Raw genomic sequence first — 20,900 nt, 5'->3', positions numbered from 1 at the left:
GCTGACGTGGGGCCGGGGGCACTCCCCCCCGGCCCCACCCCCTTCCGAACACAACGGCGGAGACACCGATGGGCAAGCACACCAGGGTCTACCAGCACACAGGGGCAGCGCTGCTGCGCGCCGCCGCGGCACCGCTGACGGCACTCCCCTCGTCATGGCCGGACCCACACGACACAGACGCGGTAAGCGATTGGCTGCGAGACGTCTGCCACCAACGGGTGTTCGCCGACGCGATCCGGCAAGCGAGTGGCGATCTGGCCGCGCGGCTGAACGACATCCGCAGCGGACGCCGCGTACACCCCAGGCAGATACGGCGTGCCTACCTCGCTACCGTCTCCTACGTTCTGCGCGCCACCGGGCGCCCGACGCCCTTCGGCCTCTTCGCTGGGGTAGCGGCCGCCGGAATCGGCAGAGAGCCGCACGTGCGGTGGGGCGACGCTCACCGTGCCGTCATCCGGGCAGACACCGAATGGCTGGACGACGTCTGTACCCGCCTGGAGTCCATCCCGGAGCTCCTGGACCGCCTGAGCATCATTCTGAACTCCCTGGCCATGCCCCGCGGGGACCGACTGCACGTCCAGCATGGGGGTCCGAGGGGCGCCTCCGTCCGACGCAGCCGCGTCGTACGACTCATCGAGAAGCACACCACTCGCCCTGTTCCCGTCACCACGCTGCTCGCCGAGCTCGACAGGGTGTTCCCGGAAGCCGATCCCGCACGTGCGCGGGCGCTGATCGCCTCCCTCATGGCACAGAAGTTCCTCCTGACGAACCTGCGGGCCCCGATGACCGAGACCGATCCGCTGGGCCACCTCGTCGGCGAGCTCAAGGCCATCGACGCGGACAGTGTGCCCTCCGCGACCGGCATCCTCGATGGTCTCCTGGCCGTGCAAGAAACCTTCCGGGAGCACAACACGGCCCCCGCCCGCGACCAGCACATCGCGCGCGAGGCAGCCGTGAGGAACTGCCGCGACGTCTCCGCGGCGGCACGCAGCCCGATCGCCGTCGACCTGGTCCTGGACGCCGACGTGCAGATCCCCCGCAGCGTCGTACGGCAGATGGAACGTGCTGCCGACGCGCTGCTGCGCCTCACGCGACAGCCGGCCGGCCAAGGCGTGTGGCGGGACTATCACGCCGCGTTCTGGGAGCGTTACGGCAGCGGCACCCTCGTGCCGGTCAAGGACGTCATCGACCCGGTGGCCGGGCTCGGCTACCCGGCCGGGTACCCGGGCAGCCGGAGACCCGCTGCGAGGCCGGTGGTGTCCGAGCGGGACGGGCGCCTGCTCGCCGTGGCATGGGAGGCAGCCACTGTCGGCAGCCGCGAGATCGTGCTCACCGACGAGCTGGTCGACCAGATCGCGGGGGCGCCTGCGGTGAGCGATGCAGCGCCCTCCTCCGTCGAGATGTGCGCCCGCGTCCACGCCCGCGATCTGCAGGCCCTGCAAGAGGGCCACTTCACGGTCACGGTCACACCGGCACGAAGCGCAGGGACGCTCACCTCCCGGTTCACCCCGGTTGCCACCGGCTCTGGCCTCGAAGGGGTGTACCGCCAAGTCCCGCCCACTATCGGAGGTGCGCTCACTGCCCAGCTCTCCTTCCCGGGTCTGTACGCCCACATTGAGAACGTCGCGCGTATCCCTGCGTATCTGCCTCGCGTGATCTCTCTGGGAGAACATCGCCCCGCCGGTGAGAAGGTCGAGGTCATCGACGTCGACGACCTCGCCGTCACCGCCACGGCCAACCGCCTGTACCTCGTCAGCCGTTCGCGCCGCCGGGTCATTGACCCGCAGGTCTTCCACGCGATGGCGCTGGAGAAGCAGCCGCCGCTCCTTGCCCGCTTCCTCGCCCACCTGACCCGGGCCTTCGGCCCCGCCTGGACCGGGTTCGACTGGGGTCCGCAAGCCGAGCGGCTGCCGTTCTTGCCGCGCGTGCGCTACGACAAGACCATCCTGTCGCCGGCCCGCTGGTACCTGTCCGCCGACAGCCTTCCCCCTGCCAAGGAGAACAGCGGTCAGTGGATGGACGCCCTCACCTCCTGGCGGAAGATGTGGCAGTGCCAGGGGCCCGTCGAGCTACGCGACGACGACCGTGCCCTCCGACTGATGCTCGACGTGCCAGCACATGCCGCAATCCTTCGGGAGCACCTCGACCGTAACGGGCAGGCCGTACTCACCGAGGCACGGCCGGAGGACGGATTCGGCTGGATCGGCGGCCGTGTTCACGAGGTGGCCGTGCCCATGACCAGCACCCGGCCACCCTCACCCAATCCCCTCGCCGGTCGTCTGCCCGTGCAGCGCAACAGCACGCTCGGCCCCCTCCCCGCCTCAGCCGCCGCGCCTTGGGTGAACGTGCAGCTGTACGCACACCCCGATCTCCATGACGAGCTGCTCGCCCAGGGCGTGGCCACCTTCGCCACTCGTCTGCAGGATCACCCTGACTGGTGGTTCATCCGATATCGGACCCCACATGGTGCGGACCACATCCGCCTCCGCGTTCGCGCCGCGAGCGCCGGCCAGCGCAGCGCCTACACCGAGGCCATCGGCACTTGGGCGGCGACACTGCACAACCGCGGCCTGATCAGTGACCTGGCCTTCACCACCTACACCCCCGAAATCGGCCGTTACGGCAGCGGTCGCACCTTGGCCCGCGCGGAGGCCGTGTTCGTCGCCGACTCGTACGTCGCAGTCACGGCCCTCGCAGGCACCACAGCTTCAGGCGCCCACGGTCACGCGCTCACGGCCGTCGGCATGGTCGACATCGCTTGCGGCCTGCTCGGTGATGACGAGGGCCTGCGCCGGCTGGCCGAACGCCCGGTATCAGCCGCCGCTGGACGCGCTGCGACCGACCAGGCCATCGATCTCATCCGAGCCGGAAACCCAACCGCACGCGGCTGGTCCGCGGCCCTCGCCGACGCGTGGCAACGCCGCGGTGAGGCCCTCGCCCGCTACCGCGAGCATCTGGACGACGCTATGGACGTTGATGCGGTGCTGGAGTCGCTGCTGCACATGCACCACAACCGGATGCGCGGCGTCAACCGCGACGACGAGAACACCTGCCGCCGCATCGCCCGCCAGACTGCCATCGCGTGCCTCGCATGGTCGGAGGCACACCGGTGAACCCCACGGCCCAGGCAGCGCCCGGCTGGCCGCAGTCGCTTTACTCGGGAGCCGCCGGCATCACCCTCTTACAAGCGATCAAAGAGCTTGTGGGCGTGGGCGATACGGAAGCGATGCGCGCATGCGCCGAATCCATGTTCCGTATACCGATCATGGCGGTCCCCGAGCAATTCGGCCTGTACGAGGGCGCCCCAGCAGTCGCCTACGTCCTCACCTTCACGGACACCCCCTCCACCGAGCGGCTCCAGTCTGTCCTCGACGGCCATGTACGGCGCATGACGACCTCGCGGCTGGAAGCCGCCCGCGCCCGGCTGGAGAGCGGGCGGACCGCGAAGACGGCCGAGTTCGACCTGATCAGCGGACTCGCCGGCTTCGGCGTCTACCACCTGCGCCGGGGCAACGCCGGTGAGCTGCACGGCATCCTGTCCTACCTCGTTCAGCTCTGCGAGCCCATCACCATCGGCGGGCAGACACTGCCTGGCTGGTGGAGCATCAGCGAAGCGGGGACCGCGTGGCCGGCAGGCGGGCACGGCAACTTCGGTCTCGCCCACGGCATCACCGGGCCCCTTGCGCTTCTCGCCACCTCCTCTTTGCGCGGTTACACCGTGCCCGGCCAGGAACGCGCCATGACTCGCGTCTGCCAGTGGCTGGACGACTGGAGGACCGGCAATGGGCGCTCCTCCCACTGGCCGGAGTGGATCGACTTGCAGGAGCAGCGACGCGGCAGTACCGCGCGCATGGGCCCCAAGCGACCGTCGTGGTGCTACGGCACTCCGGGGATCGCCCGTGCGCTGCAGCTCGCCGGGCGCGCGCTCGGCGACACCGCGCTCCAGGAGCACGCGGAGCAGGCACTCGCCGGATGTCTGCTGGACCCGCAGCAGCTCGCCCTGCTTACCGATGCTTCCTTGTGCCACGGGTGGTCGGGGCTCATACAGGCGACCCGACGTGCTGCCGAGGACGAGAAGGACGGACAGCTCTCCGACCTGCTCCCAAGACTCTGGGCCGGGCTCACGACGCACATCGAAGAGCACGGCCCACCGGCCCGCTCCACGCTCATGGAGGGCACCGCGGGACTGGACCTGGTCCACCTCGACGACTCCAAGCTCGCAACGCCCGAGAGGAGTTGGGACCTCTGCCTGCTGTTGAGCGGCTGACCCGATTCACCACCACGTCCCACCACCACGACGCAGCTAAGCTCTGCCCGCACTCCGCCAGGAAGAGCCGGGCGCTCCCGGAAGGACATGTATGACTGAGCACAGCACTCCCCAGGAACTGCGCAACCGCCTGGTCGACCAGATCGTGAAAGCCGGCCTCCCGGGCCTCTACGACGCCCGGGTCGAGGACGCGATGCGCACGGTACCCCGGCACGACTTCATTCCCCAGGCGTCTCTGGGACTGGCCTACGCCAACCAGGCCGTAACGATCAAGAACAACCCGGACCCCGACGCCCTGCCCCTCAGCTGCGCCTCACAGCCCGACGTGGTGTTCTTCATGCTCGCCCAGCTGGACATCCAGCCGGGCAACAACATTCTGGAAGCCGGCGCGGGCACCGGCTACAACGCCGCGCTCATGCGACACCTCACCGGCCCCACCGGGAACGTCACCACGCTGGACTACCACGAGGACGTCGCCGCCCACGCGCGGCAGCGCCTCGACGCGACCGGCTTCAGCGACGTGCGGGTCCTCACGCGCGACGGCGCCCTCGGAGCCCCCGAACACGCGCCGTTCGACCGGCTGATCGCCACCGTCGGCGTATGGGACCTGCCCGCACCTTGGTGGGATCAGCTGGCCGTCGGTGGCCGCCTGGTACTTCCGCTGCGCTGGCGCGGCCTGACCCGCAGCATCGCCTTCGTCCGCGAGGCCGATTGCCTGCGCTCGGAGTCTCTGGCCACCTGCGGCTTCCTGCCGATGATCGGCCAGGACGGCGAACGTGAGGGCTACGTCGACGAGGACCGCCTGGTCAAGCTGTACTGGGACGCCGACCAGCCCATCCACACGCTCAGCCTGCGTAGAAGCCTGGCCGAGGCGAAGGAACACCTTCTGTGGACCAACGTAGCCGTCGCACCGGACGAACCCCTCGACGGGATCTGGCTCCGTCTCAGCGCAGTGGATCCGGCGACCTGCCGCATCACCGTCCGCCCCGAGGCCTTCGCCGGCGCCGCCGGCCTCCATCGCCCGGCCATCCCCGCTCTGAGCCCTGCCCTGGTCGAAGGCGACTCCCTGGCGTACCTGGTTCTCGAACCGGTGGACGTTCAGGGCAGCAAGCGGTATCGGCTGGGCGCCGCCGGGTACGGGCCGGCCGGCCAGGAACTGGCCGAGCGACTGGGCGTGCAACTGCGCGCCTGGGACGACGACCGCACCCTGCCGCCGTCGATCACCGCCTACCCGGCGGGAACTCCCGCCGAGAAGATGGCCGGCGGACACGTCATCGACAAGCCATCAGGCCGCTTGGTCATCACGTACTGATCCTCACCTCCACCACACGCTTCCCCATGCAGCTCAGGGAAAGTGGGGACGCTCGCGCGAGACGTCCAGGAGAACCGCGTAGGCGTCGTGGTGGACCGTATGGGCGGGTACGTGTGGCTCAGGCCCCGGCAGGCGGACGTGAGTGGACGGTGCCCGTCGCCGGAGTCGAGCCGCTTCCCGAGCCTGCCCACGACTTGAGCGCCGGCCGAAGCCAACAAGCAGAGCCGGGACAGGGGGTTGCCGTGATCCGGTGCGCACGGCCCGGCGCTCACCGCCCGTCCGCGTCCGCCGCCCCGCCGCTCAGGTCCATCACGAGCGTGACCACCACGCCCACCACGCCCGGTGCGATGTCCAGACGGTCCGTCAGCAGCCGGGAGAGCCACAGGCCCCGGCCGCTCTCCCCCGCCGGCTCTCCGGGCGCCTCCGCCGGGACGATGTCCGCGGTGAAGCCGGGGCCCTCGTCACTCACCCGGCAGTGGAGCATGCCGCCGGCGAGTTCGAGGACCAGACGCCCCTTGCCCCCGCCGTGTTCGACGGCGTTGCAGGCCACTTCGTGGACGGCGAGGACGAAGTCGCTGCGCCGCGGCTCCGGCAGGCCCGCCTCCTCCGCGCACGCACCGACGCGATGCCGGATTCCGGGGACGTCCTCCCCGCCGAAGGACAGCTCCAGCAACGGTGCGCGCGGCGCTCGGGGTTCGCGCGGTGGTTCGTCCGTCCGCACGCTCATGGCCTCGCCACCTCGACCTCCATCGGCCCGGCCGCCGCTGCCCCCGCACCGGCCGCCGGGTCCGGGGGACGGGCACGGCCGCGTGGCCGGGTGCGGTGATGCGCCCCGCCCGTCCTCACATCCGCAGCGTTCGGCACGGGCTCCTTGCCTTCAGTGCCGGACTGAGACTACTCGGAGTCATCAACCAACACCATGCGTAACCGAAATTGCTCCGCTGCCCACTGGTCTTGACCGGATGCACCGGCAAGCCGACCGGAAGCGTCGTTGTAGTGTCCGCAACCGTGCCATCGCGGAGATGATCAGCCGCGTATATCGCTATCACACGGGGAGAACTCGCCCATGAGCATCGTCAGTTGGATCGTCCTCGGCCTGATCGCGGGAGTGGTGGCCAAGGTTCTGCTGCCCGGACGCGACCCGGGCGGCCTCCTCGGCACCACCCTGATCGGCATCGCCGGCGCCTTCATCGGCGGCTGGCTGTCCTCCGAGTACCTGGACCGCCCCATCGACAAGGACTTCTACGACCCGGCCCTGTGGGTGGCCGCCGTCGCCGGTTCGCTGGTCCTGCTGATCGCGTACCGGATCCTCTTCGGCCACTCCCGCGAACGCCGCTGACGCCGCCGCGGATGCCCCCGGTCCGGACGGCGCCGGAGCCGTCGTGGAAGCCCCCGCCGGGGCCGTAGCGACCGCCGCCGCGGGAGCCGGGGGCGTCCCCGGCCGGCCGCTGCGGGTGATGGCCGCCTCCACGGCCGCCACCCGGTCCGCCAGCAGCCCCAGGGCGCCCACCGCCCGCGCCAGCGGGTCCTGCCCGGCGCCGCCCAGCGCCCGGTCCCGGAGATAGCCGTCCACGATCTCCCGGCGGCGGGCCTCCTGGTCCGGGGTGAGCCGGCCGCGCAGTTCCGCCAGCTTCAGCAGGTTGAACTCCGCCTCGCCGTGGAGGGTCTGCGCCTCGGCCGCATAGTGGTCGTCGAGCAGCGCCTCCAGTTCGGCGCCGTTCATCACGGGGACGATCCGCTCCGCCAGCTTGTTCATGTCGCGGTAGGAGCCCTGGAGCCGGAAGGGCGGCTCGGTGCGGGAGGCGTCGGACCGGGCGGCCGAGGCGATGTACGCGGCGTTGACGGCGAGGACGGTGCGGCGCGCCGCAAGCAGCAGCCGCAGCACGGCCGTGATCCGCTCCAGCTCGGCGGGCGGGTACGGGTGGGCGAGCCGGTCGGGCCGTGCGCCGCCGTCCCCGCCGGCGATCCGGACGAGCAGTTCGAGGTCCGCGCGGTCCCGGCCGGCGAGCGGGGCCAGCACCGGGTTGGCGGTCAGCGCGTTCTCGACGAAGCTGAGCGCGAAGACGTCCTCCCGGCCGGTGAGCACATCGCCGAGGTTCCACACGTCTGCGCGGTTCGCCAGCATGTCCGGCACCCGGAAGCGCTGCCCGGACTCGGTGTACGGATTGCCGGCCATGCAGACCGCGAAGCGCTTGCCGCGCAGGTCGTAGCGGCGCGGCCGGCCGCCGTGCACCCCGTCGATCCGGCGCTGGGCGTCGCAGAGCGGGATGAACTTCTGCAGCAGCTCGGGTGAGGTGTGCTGGATGTCGTCCAGGTACAGCAGGACGTTGTTGCCCGCCGCCAGCGCGAAGTTGATCTTCTCGACCTCCTGCCGCGCGGTCGCGTCGGGGGCCTGTGCCGGGTCGAGCGAGGTGACGGAGCGGCCGAGCGCCGGTCCGTCGATCTTGACGAACATCAGCCCGAGCCGGTCGGCGACGTACTCCATGAGCGTGGTCTTGCCGTAGCCGGGCGGCGAGAGCAGAAGCAGCAGACCGCTGCTGTCGGTGCGCTTGGCGTCGCCCGCCGCGCCGAGCTGCTGGGCGAGGTTGTCGCCGACGAGCGGCAGATACACCTCGTCGATCAGCCGGCTGCGGACGAAGCCGGTCAGCGGCCTCGGCCGGAACTCGTCCAGCCGCAGCCGGGCCCGCTCGCGGGCCACCAGGGCGGTCCGCCGCCGCTGGTAGGCACGGAAGCCCGGCACGCGCTCCTCGCGGAACCTCCGCGTGCGGTCCAGGAATTCGTCCAGCCGCAGCCGCAGTGCGCCGCCGGCGACGCGCGGGTGCTCGCCCAGCAGTCCGTGGACGGTGACCTCCGTGGCGGCGTCGCACGGGTAGCGGGGCAGGTCCGGGCAGAGCTCGGCGGCAACCGCCTCGGCGAGATCGCCGTCCGCCGCGCCGCCCGAGGCCCGGGCGTGCGAGCGCAGCCAGGCCTCGGCGAGCTGACGGCGGGCCGGGAGGTCGTCGCCGAGCGCGGCCAGGTCCTCGGCGCAGCCCGGGCCGGCCGCCGAGTCCCGGAAGGCGGCGGTCAGCCGCCGGGCGCCGGGGCCGCTGACGAACCCGTCCGGCTCCGCGGCCAGTTCCTCGAACAGGTACGCGGCGGCGCTCCGGTGGTGGCCCGCCACCTCCCGGCCGGCCGGGCCGCGGTGCTGTCCCTGCCCCGCTGCCCGTCCCTGACCTGGTCCCGGTGTCTGTCCCGGCCCATGGGCCCCGGCCGCACCGCCGGGCGGCGGCCCGTCCGGGCCCGGGCCCGTTGCCGCTCCTCCGTCTGTCACCCCAGCCGTCGCCCCGGCCGTCGACCTGCCCGGCATCCGGTCCGTCCCCGTGCCCGGCTCCGCGTCCACCGCGACGCCGGCCCCCGCGCCGCCGCTCTCCGCCTCGAACGCGGCCAGGGCGGCGGCCAGTTCGGCCACCAGTTCGCCGATCTCCGGCGCACTCCCGAACACCGCCCGGGCGCGCGCCAGCGACGCGGCCCGCCGCGCCCAGGCCGTACGGGCCCGCGGCGTCGTGCCGTGCGCCCAGAACAGCTGGGCCGCCGCGCGCGCCTCTCCGCCGTGGTGGAGCAGCCCGGCGTCCGCGCGCAGCCGCAGCAGGGCGGCCAGCAGCAGGGCCGCGTCGTGGTCGTGGACCCCGCGCTCGTGGCCCTCGTCGTACGCGGCGTGGGCCGCCTCGCGCACCAGCGCGAGCAGCCCGCCCTCCTCGGCGGCCGCCTTCCGCAGCCGGTCCTCGTCCTCCGTGTGCAGGACGGTCGCGGCGAGGTGCTCCGCGCGGTAGACCTCCGGGGTCTCGGAGGGCAGCGTCTGGCCCCAGTACGGCCGGGTGGCCGCGAACTCCGGGTCGGTGACGGGCTCCCGGTAGTCCGTGCCGGTGAGCGCGAGGGACATCCCGTCGCCGGACGGCAGCAGGGCGAGCCCGGCGGGCCGGGTGGTGACCGCGAAGCGGTGCCGGCCGAGGCGGATGGTGCCGCCGCCGTCGCCGTACAGGTCGGCGCGGTCGCGCTGCGCGCGGGCGGCCTCCTCGCGGGCGGCCTTGAGGCGGCCCCGCAGCTCCTCCGCGCGTACGGTGTCGCCGAGCCCGTCCAGCTCCTCGGCGGTGGCGCGCACCCTGGCGGCCATGGGGTCGGTGGCGAAGAAGGTGTGCACGGCCTCCGGGCCGTCCAGGGCGGCGGCGCGGCGGCGGACGGTGTCGAGGACGCGGCCCGCGGAGTCCGCCAGCCGTCCGGCGTGCCGGGCGCGGGCGTCCCGCAGGCTCTGGGCGCGGCCGGCGAACGCCTCCTCCACCTCGGCCCGTTTGGCGTCCAGTTCGGCGGTGAAGTCGTCGAACGCGGCGAACCGCGCCTGCGCCTGTTCGATCCGCAGCAGCAGTCCGGCGAGCTGCTCCTCGCAGCTCTCCGGGGTGGAGGCGGCGGCCAGCGCGGCGGTGGCGGCCTGGCCGAGGAGGGCGAACTCGGCGGCGTAGGCGGCCCGGCCCTCGTGGTCCAGCAGTGCGCGGCGGCGGGCGGCGAGCACGGCGCGGGCGCGGTTGACGCCGCCGAGGGTCTCGGCGATCCGTTCCAGGATGACGGTGCGGACGGTGGCGTCGGCGATGTCGAGGCCGCCGACGACCTCGGTGACGGTGCGCAGGTCCTCGGCAAGCGCGTCCAGGCGGGCGCCGAGCGGCTCCGCCTCGGCGACCGTTCCGGCCCGGTCGGCGGCGTCCGTCAGGGCGGCGGTCTCCTCGTGCTGGGCGGCGAAGGCCTCGGGGCGGCCGAGGAAGGCGACGGCCCGCTGCCCGGCGGACTCCAGATCGTGCTCCAGCGCGGCGGCCAGCTCGGTGATCCGCTCCCCGTCCGCGTACCGCAGCTCGCGCACGCTTTCGAGGCGGCCCCAGCAGCGGCGGAGCTCCGTCAGCCGGGCGATCCACTCGCCGGCGTCCGCCGGGGACTCGCCGCGCACCCTGCGGACCACGGAGGCGATGTGCTCCGCCGTCTCCTCCAGCGCCTCGGCGGCCCGCCGCTTGAGTGCGGTGACGGCCTCGAACTCGCCGAGCGCCCGGCGGGCGGTGTCCCGCAGCGCGGTCAGCGGCTCGTGCAGCGCGCCGCAGTCGCCGGCGGCCAGCCAGTGGTACCGGTCCGCGACCCGCTCGCAGGACTCGGCCAGGGTGCGGTACACGGCCGCGGCCGGGCCGCTGTCCTCAACGGCGCGCACCACGCCCAGGCAGGCGGAAATGCCGCCCACCAGATCGGCGTTGCCGATCCGGGCCAGCGCACCGCCCCCGGCCGGCGGGTGGGACGCCGCGTGGGTGTCGGAGGTGTAGGGGGTGTGCCAGAGCTGCACCGGGTGCACGCGGGCGGCCTCGTCGTCCTCCCGCTCGCGCAGCACGACGAGGGTGCCGTCGTCGAACAGGGCGTGGCCGCGGCAAGCCAGCGGAGGGGCGACCTCCTTGCGGATGACGTTGTACGACAGCAGCAGCGCACGGCCCCGCGCCCGGTCCCGGAACGCGTACAGCACGTCCTCGCCGTTCGGGGAGCGCACGGTGCGTTCGAAGGCCAGGCCGGAGGTGTCCGCGGCGTCGAACGTCCGCACGGTGCCGGTCGCCAGGCAGTAGCCGCCGGGGAAGACGATGCCCTCGTCGCCGGGGAGGCGGCGGCAGGCGTCGCCGATGCCGTCGAGGCGCACCGCGCTCCCGGTGGTGCTGTTGAACACGTAGTACCGGTCGGTCTCCTCCTTGTACGGGCGGACGCGCAGCAGCACCAGCGGGCCGACCCGGGCGTGCGCCACCGCCGCGTCGGCGAGCGACTGCAGCGGCTCGTCGACGGGCTCGCTCAGGATGCCGCCGGGGGTCTCCGTGTCGTCCGCCGTCTTGAGCACCAGGGCGCCGCCCACGCAGGACACGTACAGGCCGTCGGTGACGCGGACGTGCGGGTGCCGGCCGAGGACGTGGTCCTCGCGGCCGGCCTCGGTCCAGGTGACGTCGTGTGCGGGCTCGGCGGTGTCGTCGCGGTCGCCGCGCCCGTCGAGGAACTCGGCCGTTCCGTCCGCTGTTCCGCCGGCCGTACCGCCGTCGGCCAGCCGCCACCGCAGTACGCGGGTGTCGGTGGGGCCGGTGCGGAAGACGGCGAGCAGTTTCTCCCCGGTCCGGCGGAGCCGCAGCAGTTCGGCGTCACGGTAGTAACGGCGCAGCTCGGCGAACTCCCGTACGAAGCCGGGGTCGTCCAGGACCGGGTCCGCGTCCCGCTCGGCGAGGGCGAAGCCGCTGCCGTGGCCGCCGTGGCCGTCACCGCTGGCGTCGCCTGTGCCGTCGCTGCCGGCCTCACCGCTGCGGCCGCCGTGGCCGCCGTGGCCGTCACCGCTGCCGTTGCTGCCGGCGTCACCGCTGCCGCTGCCGTCGCCGCCGTGGCTGCCGTCACCGCCGTCGCCGTGCCGTTCGAGCCCGTACGCCGTGAGGACGGCCCCGTCGGCGGCGGTGTTGGCGCCCACCAGCAGCCGGCCGCCGACCGCGACGACGTCCCGGACCACCCCCGGCTGCCGGGTGCGCACCGTCCCGGTGCCGAGGAGCCGCAGCCCGCCGGTGCCGAAGACGGCCGCGCGCCGCTCGTTGAGCGCCTCGGCACGCCGCGCCAGCTCCCGGGCCTGCGCCGCGAGCCGGGCCCGCAGCACCTCGTGGGTGCCGGCGTCGACGGCTTCCGTCCGGGCGCCGGCCGTTTCCTTGCCGGCGTCCACCGCTTCCGTCGCGCCGCCGGCGCCACCCGCGCCACCCGCGCCACCCGCGCCGCTCTGCCGCCGCTCCCGCTCCGTGCCCACATCGACCTCTCAGCCCGTTCCACCCGCCGGTCCGTCCCGGCCGGGTCCTGCTTCCGTCACGGCGGGGCCGCACCCGCCGCCTTCCGCACATTCCGTGCGGGGCTCCGCTGTGTGGTCCCGCCACCGCCGGCGGGCTCCGGCCCCTGCACCGGGCCGGTTCCGCCACGTCCGACGGTGCGCCGTCACCGGCCCCGTGCGGGCCACCGGCCGGGACTCGGCCACCGGGCCGGCGCCGATCTCCGCCCCGGCGGTGGGCGGGGCACACCCCCGTGGTGCCCCGCCCACCGTTCCGGGAGGACTTGGAGTACCGCCCGGCGCCGGACCCGCGAACGGACAACCGTGCGGATCCACCGTCCCGTTGAGCAGGCGGCACGGCGGGCGACACCCCCGTCGCCTCCCGCCGTGCACGCCCCCTCTCAGGCCGGGACCGGCGCGCGCCCCGACCCCCGTCCGGGGCGCGCGCCGTGCCGCGCTACGCGGCGGTCTTCGTCCCCGCCCCGTTCAGAGCGGGGCCGGCCACCGGCAGGTCCGCGAGGCCCAGCCGCTCGGCGGTGTCCAGGAGTTCCCGGAGGCCGCCCGCCCGGGCGCCCTCGCCGCCACCGGCCTTCATCAGCTTCATCAGCAGCGCCGACACCGTCAGATCCCGTACGTCGGCCGAGCCCACCGAGCCCAGGACGCGGGTGAGGTCCTCGGTGAAGGACGCCTCGCCGTTCAGCCACGGCCCGGCCAGCGCCCGCGCCGTCCCGGAGTTGGCCACGAACCCGTCGACGCTCTTGCCGAGCGTGACCGCGCCCGCGATCCGGTCGAAGAAGGCGCTCTCGCCGCCGACGATGGAGATGTCCGCGCTCTCCAGGCCGGTGGCCAGCACCGTCGCCTGGGCCTCGGCCACCTGCCGCTGCGTCTCCAGGCCGGCCAGCCGGATGTCCTTCTCCGCCTCCAGCCGCAGCCGGTACTCCTCGTGCTCCCGCGACGCGGCGTCGAGCGCCGCCATGGCCGCGGCCTTCTCGGTGAGCCCCTCGGCCTCCGCCTTCAGCTTGCCGCCGATGGCCTCGGCCTCGGCCAGCGCCCTGGCCCGGGCCCCCTCCGCCTCGGCCCGCAGCCGCGCCTCGGTGGCCTGCGCCTCGGCCAGCCCGGTCTTCTCGATGGCCTCGGCCTCCTTCTCCCGCACCTGCACCCGGGCGAGCCCGGCCGCGGCCTCCTCCGCCTGGATGCCCTCGGCGAGGCGCGCCTTGGCGCGGGCGTCCATCTCCGCCGTCTTCTGGCGGGCCTCGGCGAGGGTCAGCTCCTCGGCGGCCCGGTGCGCGGCGGCCTGCTCCGCGGCCTCGGCGGCCTTGATGTCCTTGACGAGCTTCTCCTGCGCCTGCGCCTCGGCGGCGATGACGAGGGCCTGCCGCTCCCGCTCGGCCTCCTCGACGGCGCGCAGCCGCTTGATGCTCTCCTCCTGCTCGGCGACGGTGCGGTCGACGGCGACGCGCTCCCGGATCACCTCGGCGATGTCCCGCTTCTCCGCCTCGACCTCCTTCTCGGCGGCGATCCGGGTGAGCTGCGTCTCCCGCTCCCGGGCGATGACCTCCAGCAACCGGTCCTTCTCGATCCGCTCGGACTCGATGGCGATGACCCGTTCGCGGTTCTTGCCCGCGACCTCCACCTCGCGCTGCTGGTTCTCCCGCTGGACGCCGAGCTGCTCCTCGGTGCGCAGGAACGCGGCCTGGGAGCGCAGCCGTTCCTCCTCCATGACGCGGGCGGTCTCGGCCTCCTCGCGGGCCCGTACGGTCTCGATCTCCCGGCGCTGCTTGATCTCGGCGTCCGCCTGCCGGCGCTCCAGTTCGAGGACGGCCTCCCGGGCGTCCACGTTCTGCCGGGTGATCTCCTTCTCCTCCTGCCGCTGGAACTCGTTGGTGCGGACGTGCTCGATGGCGGTCAGCTCGGTGATCTTGCGAATGCCCTGGGCGTCGAGGATGTTGGCCGGGTCGAGCTGCTGGAGCGGGGTCTGCTCCAGGTAGTCGATGGCCGCGTCCTCCAGGCTGTAGCCGTTGAGGTCGGTGCCGATGACCTGGATGATCCGGTCCCGGAACTCGTCCCGCTTGGTGTAGAGGTCGGCGAAGTCGAGCTGCTTGCCGACGGTCTTGAGCGCCTCGGAGAACTTGGCGTTGAAGAGTTCCTGGAGCGTCGCCCGATCGCTGGCGCGTTCGGTTCCGATCGCCTGGGCGACCTTGATGACGTCCTCCACGGTCTTGTTGACGCGGACGAAGAACGAGATCCGGATGTCGGCCCGGATGTTGTCCCGGCAGATCAGCCCCTCACGGCCGGTGCGGCCGATCTCGATGGTCTTCACCGAGATGTCCATGATCTCGGCACGGTGGAGCACGGGCAGCACGACCTGCCCGGTGAACGTGACGTCGACCTTGCGCATCTTCGAGACGATCAGCGCCTTGCCCTGCTCCACCTTGCGGAACAGCCGGCTGATGACGAAGACGAGCGCGATGACGACGAGGAGCACGACGGCGATGAACACGCCGATGCCCAGGGTGATGGCATCCATCGGAAGTCCCTTGCGGCAGAGATGAGGTGAGCGGAAAGAACAAGCGGGGGAGGCGGCCCGGGGCGGAGGCCGGCACGGCACGCGCTCCCGGCGGGGCGGAGGAGGACAGGCCGGGGCGGGCCCCGGAGGTCAGAGCCTCAGGGCCGGAGAACCGGCGTTCGCGCTACGGCCGTCAGGCGGCCGTACTGCGGGGATCGAGCGCCGGATCGTACGGCGCGGCCCAGAAGAACTCCCGTTCCTCGTCATAGGCGTAGAGCAGCGCGGTCGACCCGGCGGTGAGGCCGGGATCCCGGCCGGTCTGCCGGACCTGCACGAGAGCGGTGGAGCCGTCCCGCGCGGCCACCTCGGCCTGGCCGAAGCCGGGTCCGACGGAGCCGGTGCGGATGGTGCAGGTGAGACCGACGAAGTCCTGCCGCGACGGCTCGGGCCCGGCGCCGAGGACCCGGCGCAGCGGCCGCACCAGCAGCGCGGTCACCCACCAGGAGAGCAGCAGCGCCGCGACCAGCAGCCCCACGGAGGCGGCGCCGCGGCCGAGCCCGGCGAGGCCCGTGCGGTCCAGGAGGACGGTGCCGGTGAGGCAGGTGAGCCAGGCGACCGGCACCAGCAGGGAGAAGGCCACCGCGACCGGGACCCCGCCGAGGCCCAGCGCCCCGGAGTCCACGTCCCCGTCGAAGATGTCGTGCTCGGCCGTGCCGATCCCCACCAGCAGCCAGAAGACGGCGATGACGATGACCGCGGAGCTGAACAGAACGGTCGGGAAGGCCACTGCCGCCGCCAGGAATTCAGCCACCGGGTTCCGTCCTCTCACTCCGCGCACCGTCAGCGGGGAAGCACAGCCCCGGTGCCGGATCCCTTCCGGAGTCCGGCACCGGGGCAGCCCCCGTTTCCCCGTGGCACCCATCCTGACAGCCGACCCGGACCCGGCACATTGCCGGTTTCCGGCAACCTTTAGGGTTGATCCCATGCCGGGGAGCCACCGCTCCGCGAACACCGGTGCGCCGGACGCACAGCAGAGGGGGGCCTGTGACACCCGTGGAGGAAGAGCCGGACCGGGACGACTTCCTGGCCGGTTACGCCGGGATACTCGCCGAGGTCTCCGCCACCGGACGCCGCCTCACCCGCGACGAACTCGCCTCCCGGCGCCGGGCCGGTGAACGCGCCGCCGAACGGGGCTACGGGCTGCGCCGGCTGGTCGCGGAGCACCTCGACGCGACCCGCGCCACGTGGTCCGCCCTGCCCGGCGCCGCCGCCGCGAACGGCGTCCGGGAACTGAGCACGGTCGTGGACTGCGTCCTGGCCGCCACCCAGCAGACCATCGACGCCGTCGCCGAGGGCTACGAACGCGCCCAGCGCCTCGCCGTCCGCCAGGAGGAGGCGGCCCGCCGGGAGTTCATCGACGACCTCCTCTACGGCCGCAGCGACCTCGGCCGCCTCGCGGAACGCGCCGAACGGCTCGGCCTGCGCCTCGCGCACGAGCACACCGTCGCCGTCGCCGACGGCCCCGACCTCTACGACGAGACCCACCCGGTGACGCGCCGCGTGGAGGCGGCCCTGCTCGCCCGCTTCGGGGACCGGCGCATCCTGCTGACGACGAAGGACGGCCGGATCGTCCTGGTGGCACCGGGCAACCACGAGGAGGTCGTCCGCCACTTCGCCAAGCAGGCCCACGTCGCCATGGGCGGCGGCAGTACGGAGCGGGTGGCCGTCGGCCGCTCCCACCCCGGGCCGGGCGGCGTCGTCCACAGCTACGAGGAGGCGCTCACCGCCCTCGAACTGGCCGACCGCATGGGCCTCCCGGGCCCCCTGCTGCGCGCCGCCGACCTGCTGGTGTACCCGGTGCTGAGCCGCGACCGGCAGGCGATGGCCGACCTGGTCCGCACCACGCTCGGCCCGCTGGAGAAGGCCCGCGGCGGCGCCGAGCCCATGCTGCGCACCCTCTCCGCGTACTTCGACGCGGGCTGCGTGGCGGCGGAGACGGCCCGCCGCCTCTCCCTCAGCGTTCGCGCCCTCACCTACCGCCTGGCCCGCATCCACGAACTGACCGGCTCGGACCCGTCCGACCCGATGCACCGCTATACCCTCCAGACAGCGGTGATAGGCGCCCGCCTCCTGGACTGGCCGGTCCAGAAGCTCTGACTCCTGGACGCCGGAACGGCTTGCGCCGGACGGCCCCCACCCGCGAGGCCACCAGGACAACGACAGGGCGTTCCACGTCCACGGGGTGGCGGTCAGCGCGTCCCGAGTGGTTCCATCGCTGTGGACCGCGGAAGGCGCTCCAGGGCCACAGGCATCCGGGGGCGACGCCGAGCATCAAAGGGCTTCGGCACCACACAGGGGGTGAGGGGGTGAGGCTGCGCGCCACGGAACGCGCCGGGCACAGCACGATCAGGTCGTTCTCCGGCACAGCCACAGCGATCCTGGCATCGGTATGGATCTGCGGCACAACGACTCTCACCCTCTCATTGGACCCCCTATGGCAGTCGGCAGGGATACCGCTGGTTGCGGCTCCCTTCCTCATGTGGATCGGGGTGAGGCGCCGGCGGTACGGCAGTACCAGCCGGAAGATCCACCGAGCGACACCACTGCTCATCGGATGCCTGTTCTCAATTTCGGGAATCACGCTCGGAACCTCGGGAACAGAACGGGGAGCACATCTCCAGCGCCTTGCCGAGGTGATGACCGCTTACGGCTTCCTGGTCACCACAGTAGGCGTCATCCTCCTGGCGGTCGACCGAAAAGAGATGAACTCCCGCACCGCTTGCCACACGAGCGATTCCCACGCACCGATCCAACTCGGACAACACCTGCCCGAAACACGGGAAATCACTCAGTGAAATTTTTCATATCTCCCACACTGGATGTTCCCCTCACCACCTGGGCAGATCCCGCGACAACGAGACGACGCCACGTCCACGTCGAAACACCCGTCGGAAGAATGTCGCTCATCCGATCCCCTTCGACGGGACGAACCCCGGAATCCCTGGCCAACAAACACGAGGACTGGGAGATCCATTTCAACGAATCAATTATTGCGACATTTTTCGCGCTCGCGGCACCCGCCTACGTGAACCGCCGGGTACGCGACGGAATCGACGCCCTTATCTGTGGATCCCCATGCAGGGTAAAAGCTCGAAGCTCATACAGATCCAGACGCAGAGCGATCGACTTCGTTTTCCCGGAAGGCGAGTCGCTGGGGGTCAGACGGCGCGGGCTTCAGATGACCCTGGAAGACCAGAACGGAACTGTCCGGGCCAGGCGTTCAGGCATTCACCGGTGGGAGACCGACGACATTTCCGAGAGAACCATGTGCGCGATCGCATTCGTCGAGCTTTCCGGCGTCGGCAGCATCCTGTCGAACCCCCTGCTGCGGAATTTGTAGGCCATGGAATGCAGCCTGCGTTGGAGATCAGAACGGAAAATTCATGAACGGGAAAGCATTTCAAGAAGCATTTCGAGGTCATGGTTTGGGGATCTCTGCGCCCTGTGCTGCTTGATGTCCATTCTCGTATTCGGCATTTATCGCTGATGTAGGTTGACTTTTCTGGAGACCATTCGAGCAAGCTTGCGGAAAACCTCATGCGGCGGCGACCCGCCGCCGGGTACCGTCGCCGCTCATGACTCCTCCTCGTGAGCGACCTCCCTTCTCGGCGGACGAACGGACCCAGCTTCTCGGCTGGTTCGAGATGCAGCGCGCGATCATCCACATGAAGTGCGAGGGGCTGTCGGACGACGACGCCCACCGCTCACTTCTGCCGGCCTCCCCGCTGATGACGATGGCGGGGATCGTCTCCCATCTGCGCTGGACCGAGCAGACCTGGTTCGAGGTGCTCTTCCTCGGACGCCCCGCCGACGGGCCGCAGTTCTCCGAGGACCCGGAGGACGCCGACATGATGGCCGAGGGCATACCCCTGGCCCAGCTCCTCGCCGACTACGACCGGCAGTGCAGGGACTCGGACGAAATCATCGCCGCCCACTCCCTCGACGAGACCGGCCGCCACCCCGACTTCACCTCGGCCCGGGCCAGTCTGCGCTGGATGCTCCTCCACATGACCGAGGAAACCGCCCGCCACGCAGGCCACATGGACATCATCCGCGAACTGCTGGACGGCGGTAAGGGCTACTACTGACCGGAGCCGGCCTATCTGTCCGGCCCGGTGCCGCAGTCGTCGCGCAGGCCGGCACCGACCAGTGCGTACCGGATCGACCTCTCGGCCGGACGGAATCCGGGCGTGCCGCGCGGCGTTCGTGACCAGCTCCCACCGGGCGGCCACGGAAGCCGGGAACCGGGCACTCGTCGGGCAACTCGCCGGCGTTTCTCGCCCATCAGCAGGTGAGTTCCGGCGCTTCCGGTGTCGCCACGGCTGCCGCTTCCTGCGAGGCAACGGGGCGGGACGCCCCGTCGAGCGTGCGGGCACTGCTCCACGAACGCCGGGCGTGGGCCCATGCCAAGGCCGGGCAGCCCAAGGAGACCGAGGGAGCGTTGAGCGAGGCGGAAGAAGCACGGGGCGAGCGAGGCGGCGAACTCTCCGCTCCCCACTGGTCCTCGTGGGTGGACGATCGCGAACTGCAGATCATGAAGGGCCGCTGCTGGACGAAGCTGCGCGGGACGGCCTCACCGCGGGCAGTCCAGCAGGCCGGGCCAGAGGGCGATGCAGTCGTCCGCGTCGGACCCGCGCCTGCCGGTGATCACGCCTCCGCTGCCGTCGTCGCAGGTCCCCGTGGTGTGACGGGCTTCCTTGCGCCCCGAGTCCACCGGGTGGCATCGTGCGCTTGACCGGACAAACGTACGGCCACCGGGAATCGCGGGCGGGGATGGACGAGCAAGCGTTCGACGCCTTTTATGCCGGGAGCGTGGGGCGGCTCATCGGTCAGCTGTACGCCATGACCGGCGACCGTACCGAGGCGCAGGACGTCGTTCAGGAAGCCTTCGTCCGGGCCTGGGAGCACCGGGCGGAGCTGGACCGGGACGGTGCGCCCGAGGCATGGGTGCGTACCGTGGCCTGGCGGCTGGCCGTCAGCCGGTGGCGGCGCGTGCGCACCGCGCTCTCCTTCGCGCGGCGCCAGGGCCCGCCCCCGAACGTACCGCCGCCGGACACCGACCATGTGCTGCTGGTGCAGGCGCTGCGGCAGATCCCCGCGGCGCAGCGACGGGTCATCGTGCTCCACCACCTGTGCGACCTGGAGGTGAAGCAGGTGGCCGCCGAGACCAACTGCCCCGTCGGTACGGTGAAGGCACAGCTGAGCCGGGGCCGGGCCGCGCTGGCGCGGATACTGGCCGGCACCGAGCTGGATCCGCGGGCGGGCCGGGTACCGGAGGTGGAGCATGGGCATGGTTGACGAGACCGGCTTGGACGATCACCTCGCCCGCCTCGCCGCGGAGGGCCGGCGGTTCGCCGTGCCGATGGCCGCGGAGGAGATCCGGGTGCGCGGTGACCGGCGCCGGCGCCGTAAGCGGGTGGCACAGATGTCGGGCGGCGTGCTGCTGACCGCCGCCGTCACCGTCGGAGGTGTGTCGCTGGTCCTGCCCGGTACCGGGCCCGGGCCGAGCGCCGCGAAGCCCACGCCGTCGCACAGCGCCGCCCCCTTCGTGCCCCCGACGCCGGCCGCGGGTGAGGAATACGCGAGCGAGGTCGGCTACGTGTACGACGCGACGGTGCGGGCGGACGGGATCCGGGTCACCGTGCGGCAACTCCGCGCCGAGCGGGGGAAGGCCGTACCCACCGGGGTGGTGCACGAGGTGACCCTGCCGCCGCGGACCCCGGTCGAGGTGGAGCAAGCTGCCGGGGGGAAGCCCGGGGACATGCGGCTGGAGGAGCTGGTGGACCGGCTGCGGGGCGGGCCGCGGTGGGTGTTCGCCCTCGACTACGACGGCGAGGGCCGGATCCAGTCGCTGCGGGAGGCGTACTGGCTGACCGCCGGGTGAGCTTCGGCAGAGGCCCCCGAAGAAAAGCCGGCCGGGATG

13 protein-coding genes and 1 pseudogene are annotated in these 20,900 nt (G+C 72.3%); 9 read left to right on the top strand and 5 right to left on the bottom strand.

The annotated features are described in order from the left end of the window. Positions 1 to 68: 68 nt before the first annotated feature. The 3 genes from IF83_RS0103060 (at position 69) to fxlM (ending at position 5,579) form a co-directional block, all read left to right on the top strand. Positions 69 to 3,113: a lantibiotic dehydratase gene (locus IF83_RS0103060; RefSeq protein ID WP_030542442.1), complete on the top strand. Its 3,045-nt coding sequence runs from the start codon at positions 69 to 71 to the stop codon at positions 3,111 to 3,113. Next, positions 3,092 to 4,267, top strand: coding sequence for a lanthionine synthetase C family protein (locus IF83_RS31590; RefSeq protein WP_107046690.1), 1,176 nt, complete (start codon positions 3,092 to 3,094; stop codon positions 4,265 to 4,267). The genes IF83_RS0103060 and IF83_RS31590 overlap by 22 nt, the downstream gene beginning before the upstream one ends. A 91-nt stretch (positions 4,268 to 4,358) precedes the next feature. Then, positions 4,359 to 5,579, top strand: coding sequence for a methyltransferase, FxLD system (fxlM, locus tag IF83_RS0103050; RefSeq protein WP_030542440.1), 1,221 nt, complete (start codon positions 4,359 to 4,361; stop codon positions 5,577 to 5,579). A 268-nt stretch (positions 5,580 to 5,847) separates the two neighbouring features. Here fxlM and IF83_RS0103045 read toward each other — a convergent pair whose 3' ends face one another. After that, positions 5,848 to 6,306, bottom strand: a complete 459-nt coding sequence (locus IF83_RS0103045; RefSeq protein WP_030542439.1) for an ATP-binding protein — start codon at positions 6,304 to 6,306, stop codon at positions 5,848 to 5,850. A 339-nt stretch (positions 6,307 to 6,645) separates the two neighbouring features. Between IF83_RS0103045 and IF83_RS31585 the strand changes: the two genes are divergently transcribed. Beyond that, on the top strand, positions 6,646 to 6,918 hold the full coding sequence (locus IF83_RS31585) for a GlsB/YeaQ/YmgE family stress response membrane protein (RefSeq protein ID WP_030542528.1): 273 nt from the start codon (positions 6,646 to 6,648) through the stop codon (positions 6,916 to 6,918). Between the two features lie 99 nt (positions 6,919 to 7,017). On the opposite strand, the pseudogene IF83_RS0103035 reads toward IF83_RS31585, so the two are convergent. The 3 genes and pseudogenes from IF83_RS0103035 to IF83_RS0103025 form a co-directional block, all read right to left on the bottom strand. Then, positions 7,018 to 12,315: pseudogene (locus IF83_RS0103035) on the bottom strand (DNA repair ATPase); the annotation flags it as partial. Positions 12,316 to 12,868: 553 nt separating this feature from the next. Continuing rightward, complete coding sequence (locus IF83_RS0103030; RefSeq protein ID WP_030542437.1) at positions 12,869 to 14,938, bottom strand: SPFH domain-containing protein; 2,070 nt, start codon at positions 14,936 to 14,938, stop codon at positions 12,869 to 12,871. A 172-nt stretch (positions 14,939 to 15,110) separates the two neighbouring features. Further along, a complete protein-coding gene (locus IF83_RS0103025; RefSeq protein ID WP_030542436.1) occupies positions 15,111 to 15,728 on the bottom strand; it encodes a hypothetical protein in 618 nt (205 codons plus the stop codon). A gap of 242 nt (positions 15,729 to 15,970) precedes the next feature. On the opposite strand from IF83_RS0103025, the gene IF83_RS0103020 reads away from it, so the two are divergent. The 3 genes from IF83_RS0103020 (at position 15,971) to IF83_RS0103010 (ending at position 19,065) form a co-directional block, all read left to right on the top strand. Then, complete coding sequence (locus tag IF83_RS0103020) at positions 15,971 to 17,074, top strand: PucR family transcriptional regulator (protein ID WP_107046689.1); 1,104 nt, start codon at positions 15,971 to 15,973, stop codon at positions 17,072 to 17,074. Between the two features lie 799 nt (positions 17,075 to 17,873). Beyond that, positions 17,874 to 18,317 (top strand): hypothetical protein, encoded by a 444-nt coding sequence (locus IF83_RS33580; RefSeq protein ID WP_158710985.1) that lies wholly within the window; start codon positions 17,874 to 17,876, stop codon positions 18,315 to 18,317. A 235-nt stretch (positions 18,318 to 18,552) separates the two neighbouring features. Next, positions 18,553 to 19,065, top strand: coding sequence for a DinB family protein (locus IF83_RS0103010; RefSeq protein ID WP_030542434.1), 513 nt, complete (start codon positions 18,553 to 18,555; stop codon positions 19,063 to 19,065). A 485-nt stretch (positions 19,066 to 19,550) separates the two neighbouring features. Here the strand turns inward: IF83_RS0103010 and IF83_RS33575 are convergent, their stop codons facing one another. Then, positions 19,551 to 19,691, bottom strand: a complete 141-nt coding sequence (locus IF83_RS33575) for a hypothetical protein (RefSeq protein WP_158710984.1) — start codon at positions 19,689 to 19,691, stop codon at positions 19,551 to 19,553. 59 nt (positions 19,692 to 19,750) lie between these two features. On the opposite strand from IF83_RS33575, the gene IF83_RS0103000 reads away from it, so the two are divergent. Then, complete coding sequence (locus IF83_RS0103000) at positions 19,751 to 20,275, top strand: SigE family RNA polymerase sigma factor (protein WP_030542433.1); 525 nt, start codon at positions 19,751 to 19,753, stop codon at positions 20,273 to 20,275. Further along, a complete protein-coding gene (locus IF83_RS0102995) occupies positions 20,268 to 20,861 on the top strand; it encodes a hypothetical protein (RefSeq protein ID WP_030542432.1) in 594 nt (197 codons plus the stop codon). Before IF83_RS0103000 ends, IF83_RS0102995 begins: the two co-directional genes overlap by 8 nt. Positions 20,862 to 20,900 lie beyond the last annotated feature (39 nt).

This window comes from Streptomyces albus subsp. albus, from assembly GCF_000719865.1.
GTDB lineage: Bacteria > Actinomycetota > Actinomycetes > Streptomycetales > Streptomycetaceae > Streptomyces > Streptomyces albus_E.
Note: the sequence above shows the minus strand (reverse complement) of the source record. Positions and strands in the feature narration are given on the sequence as shown.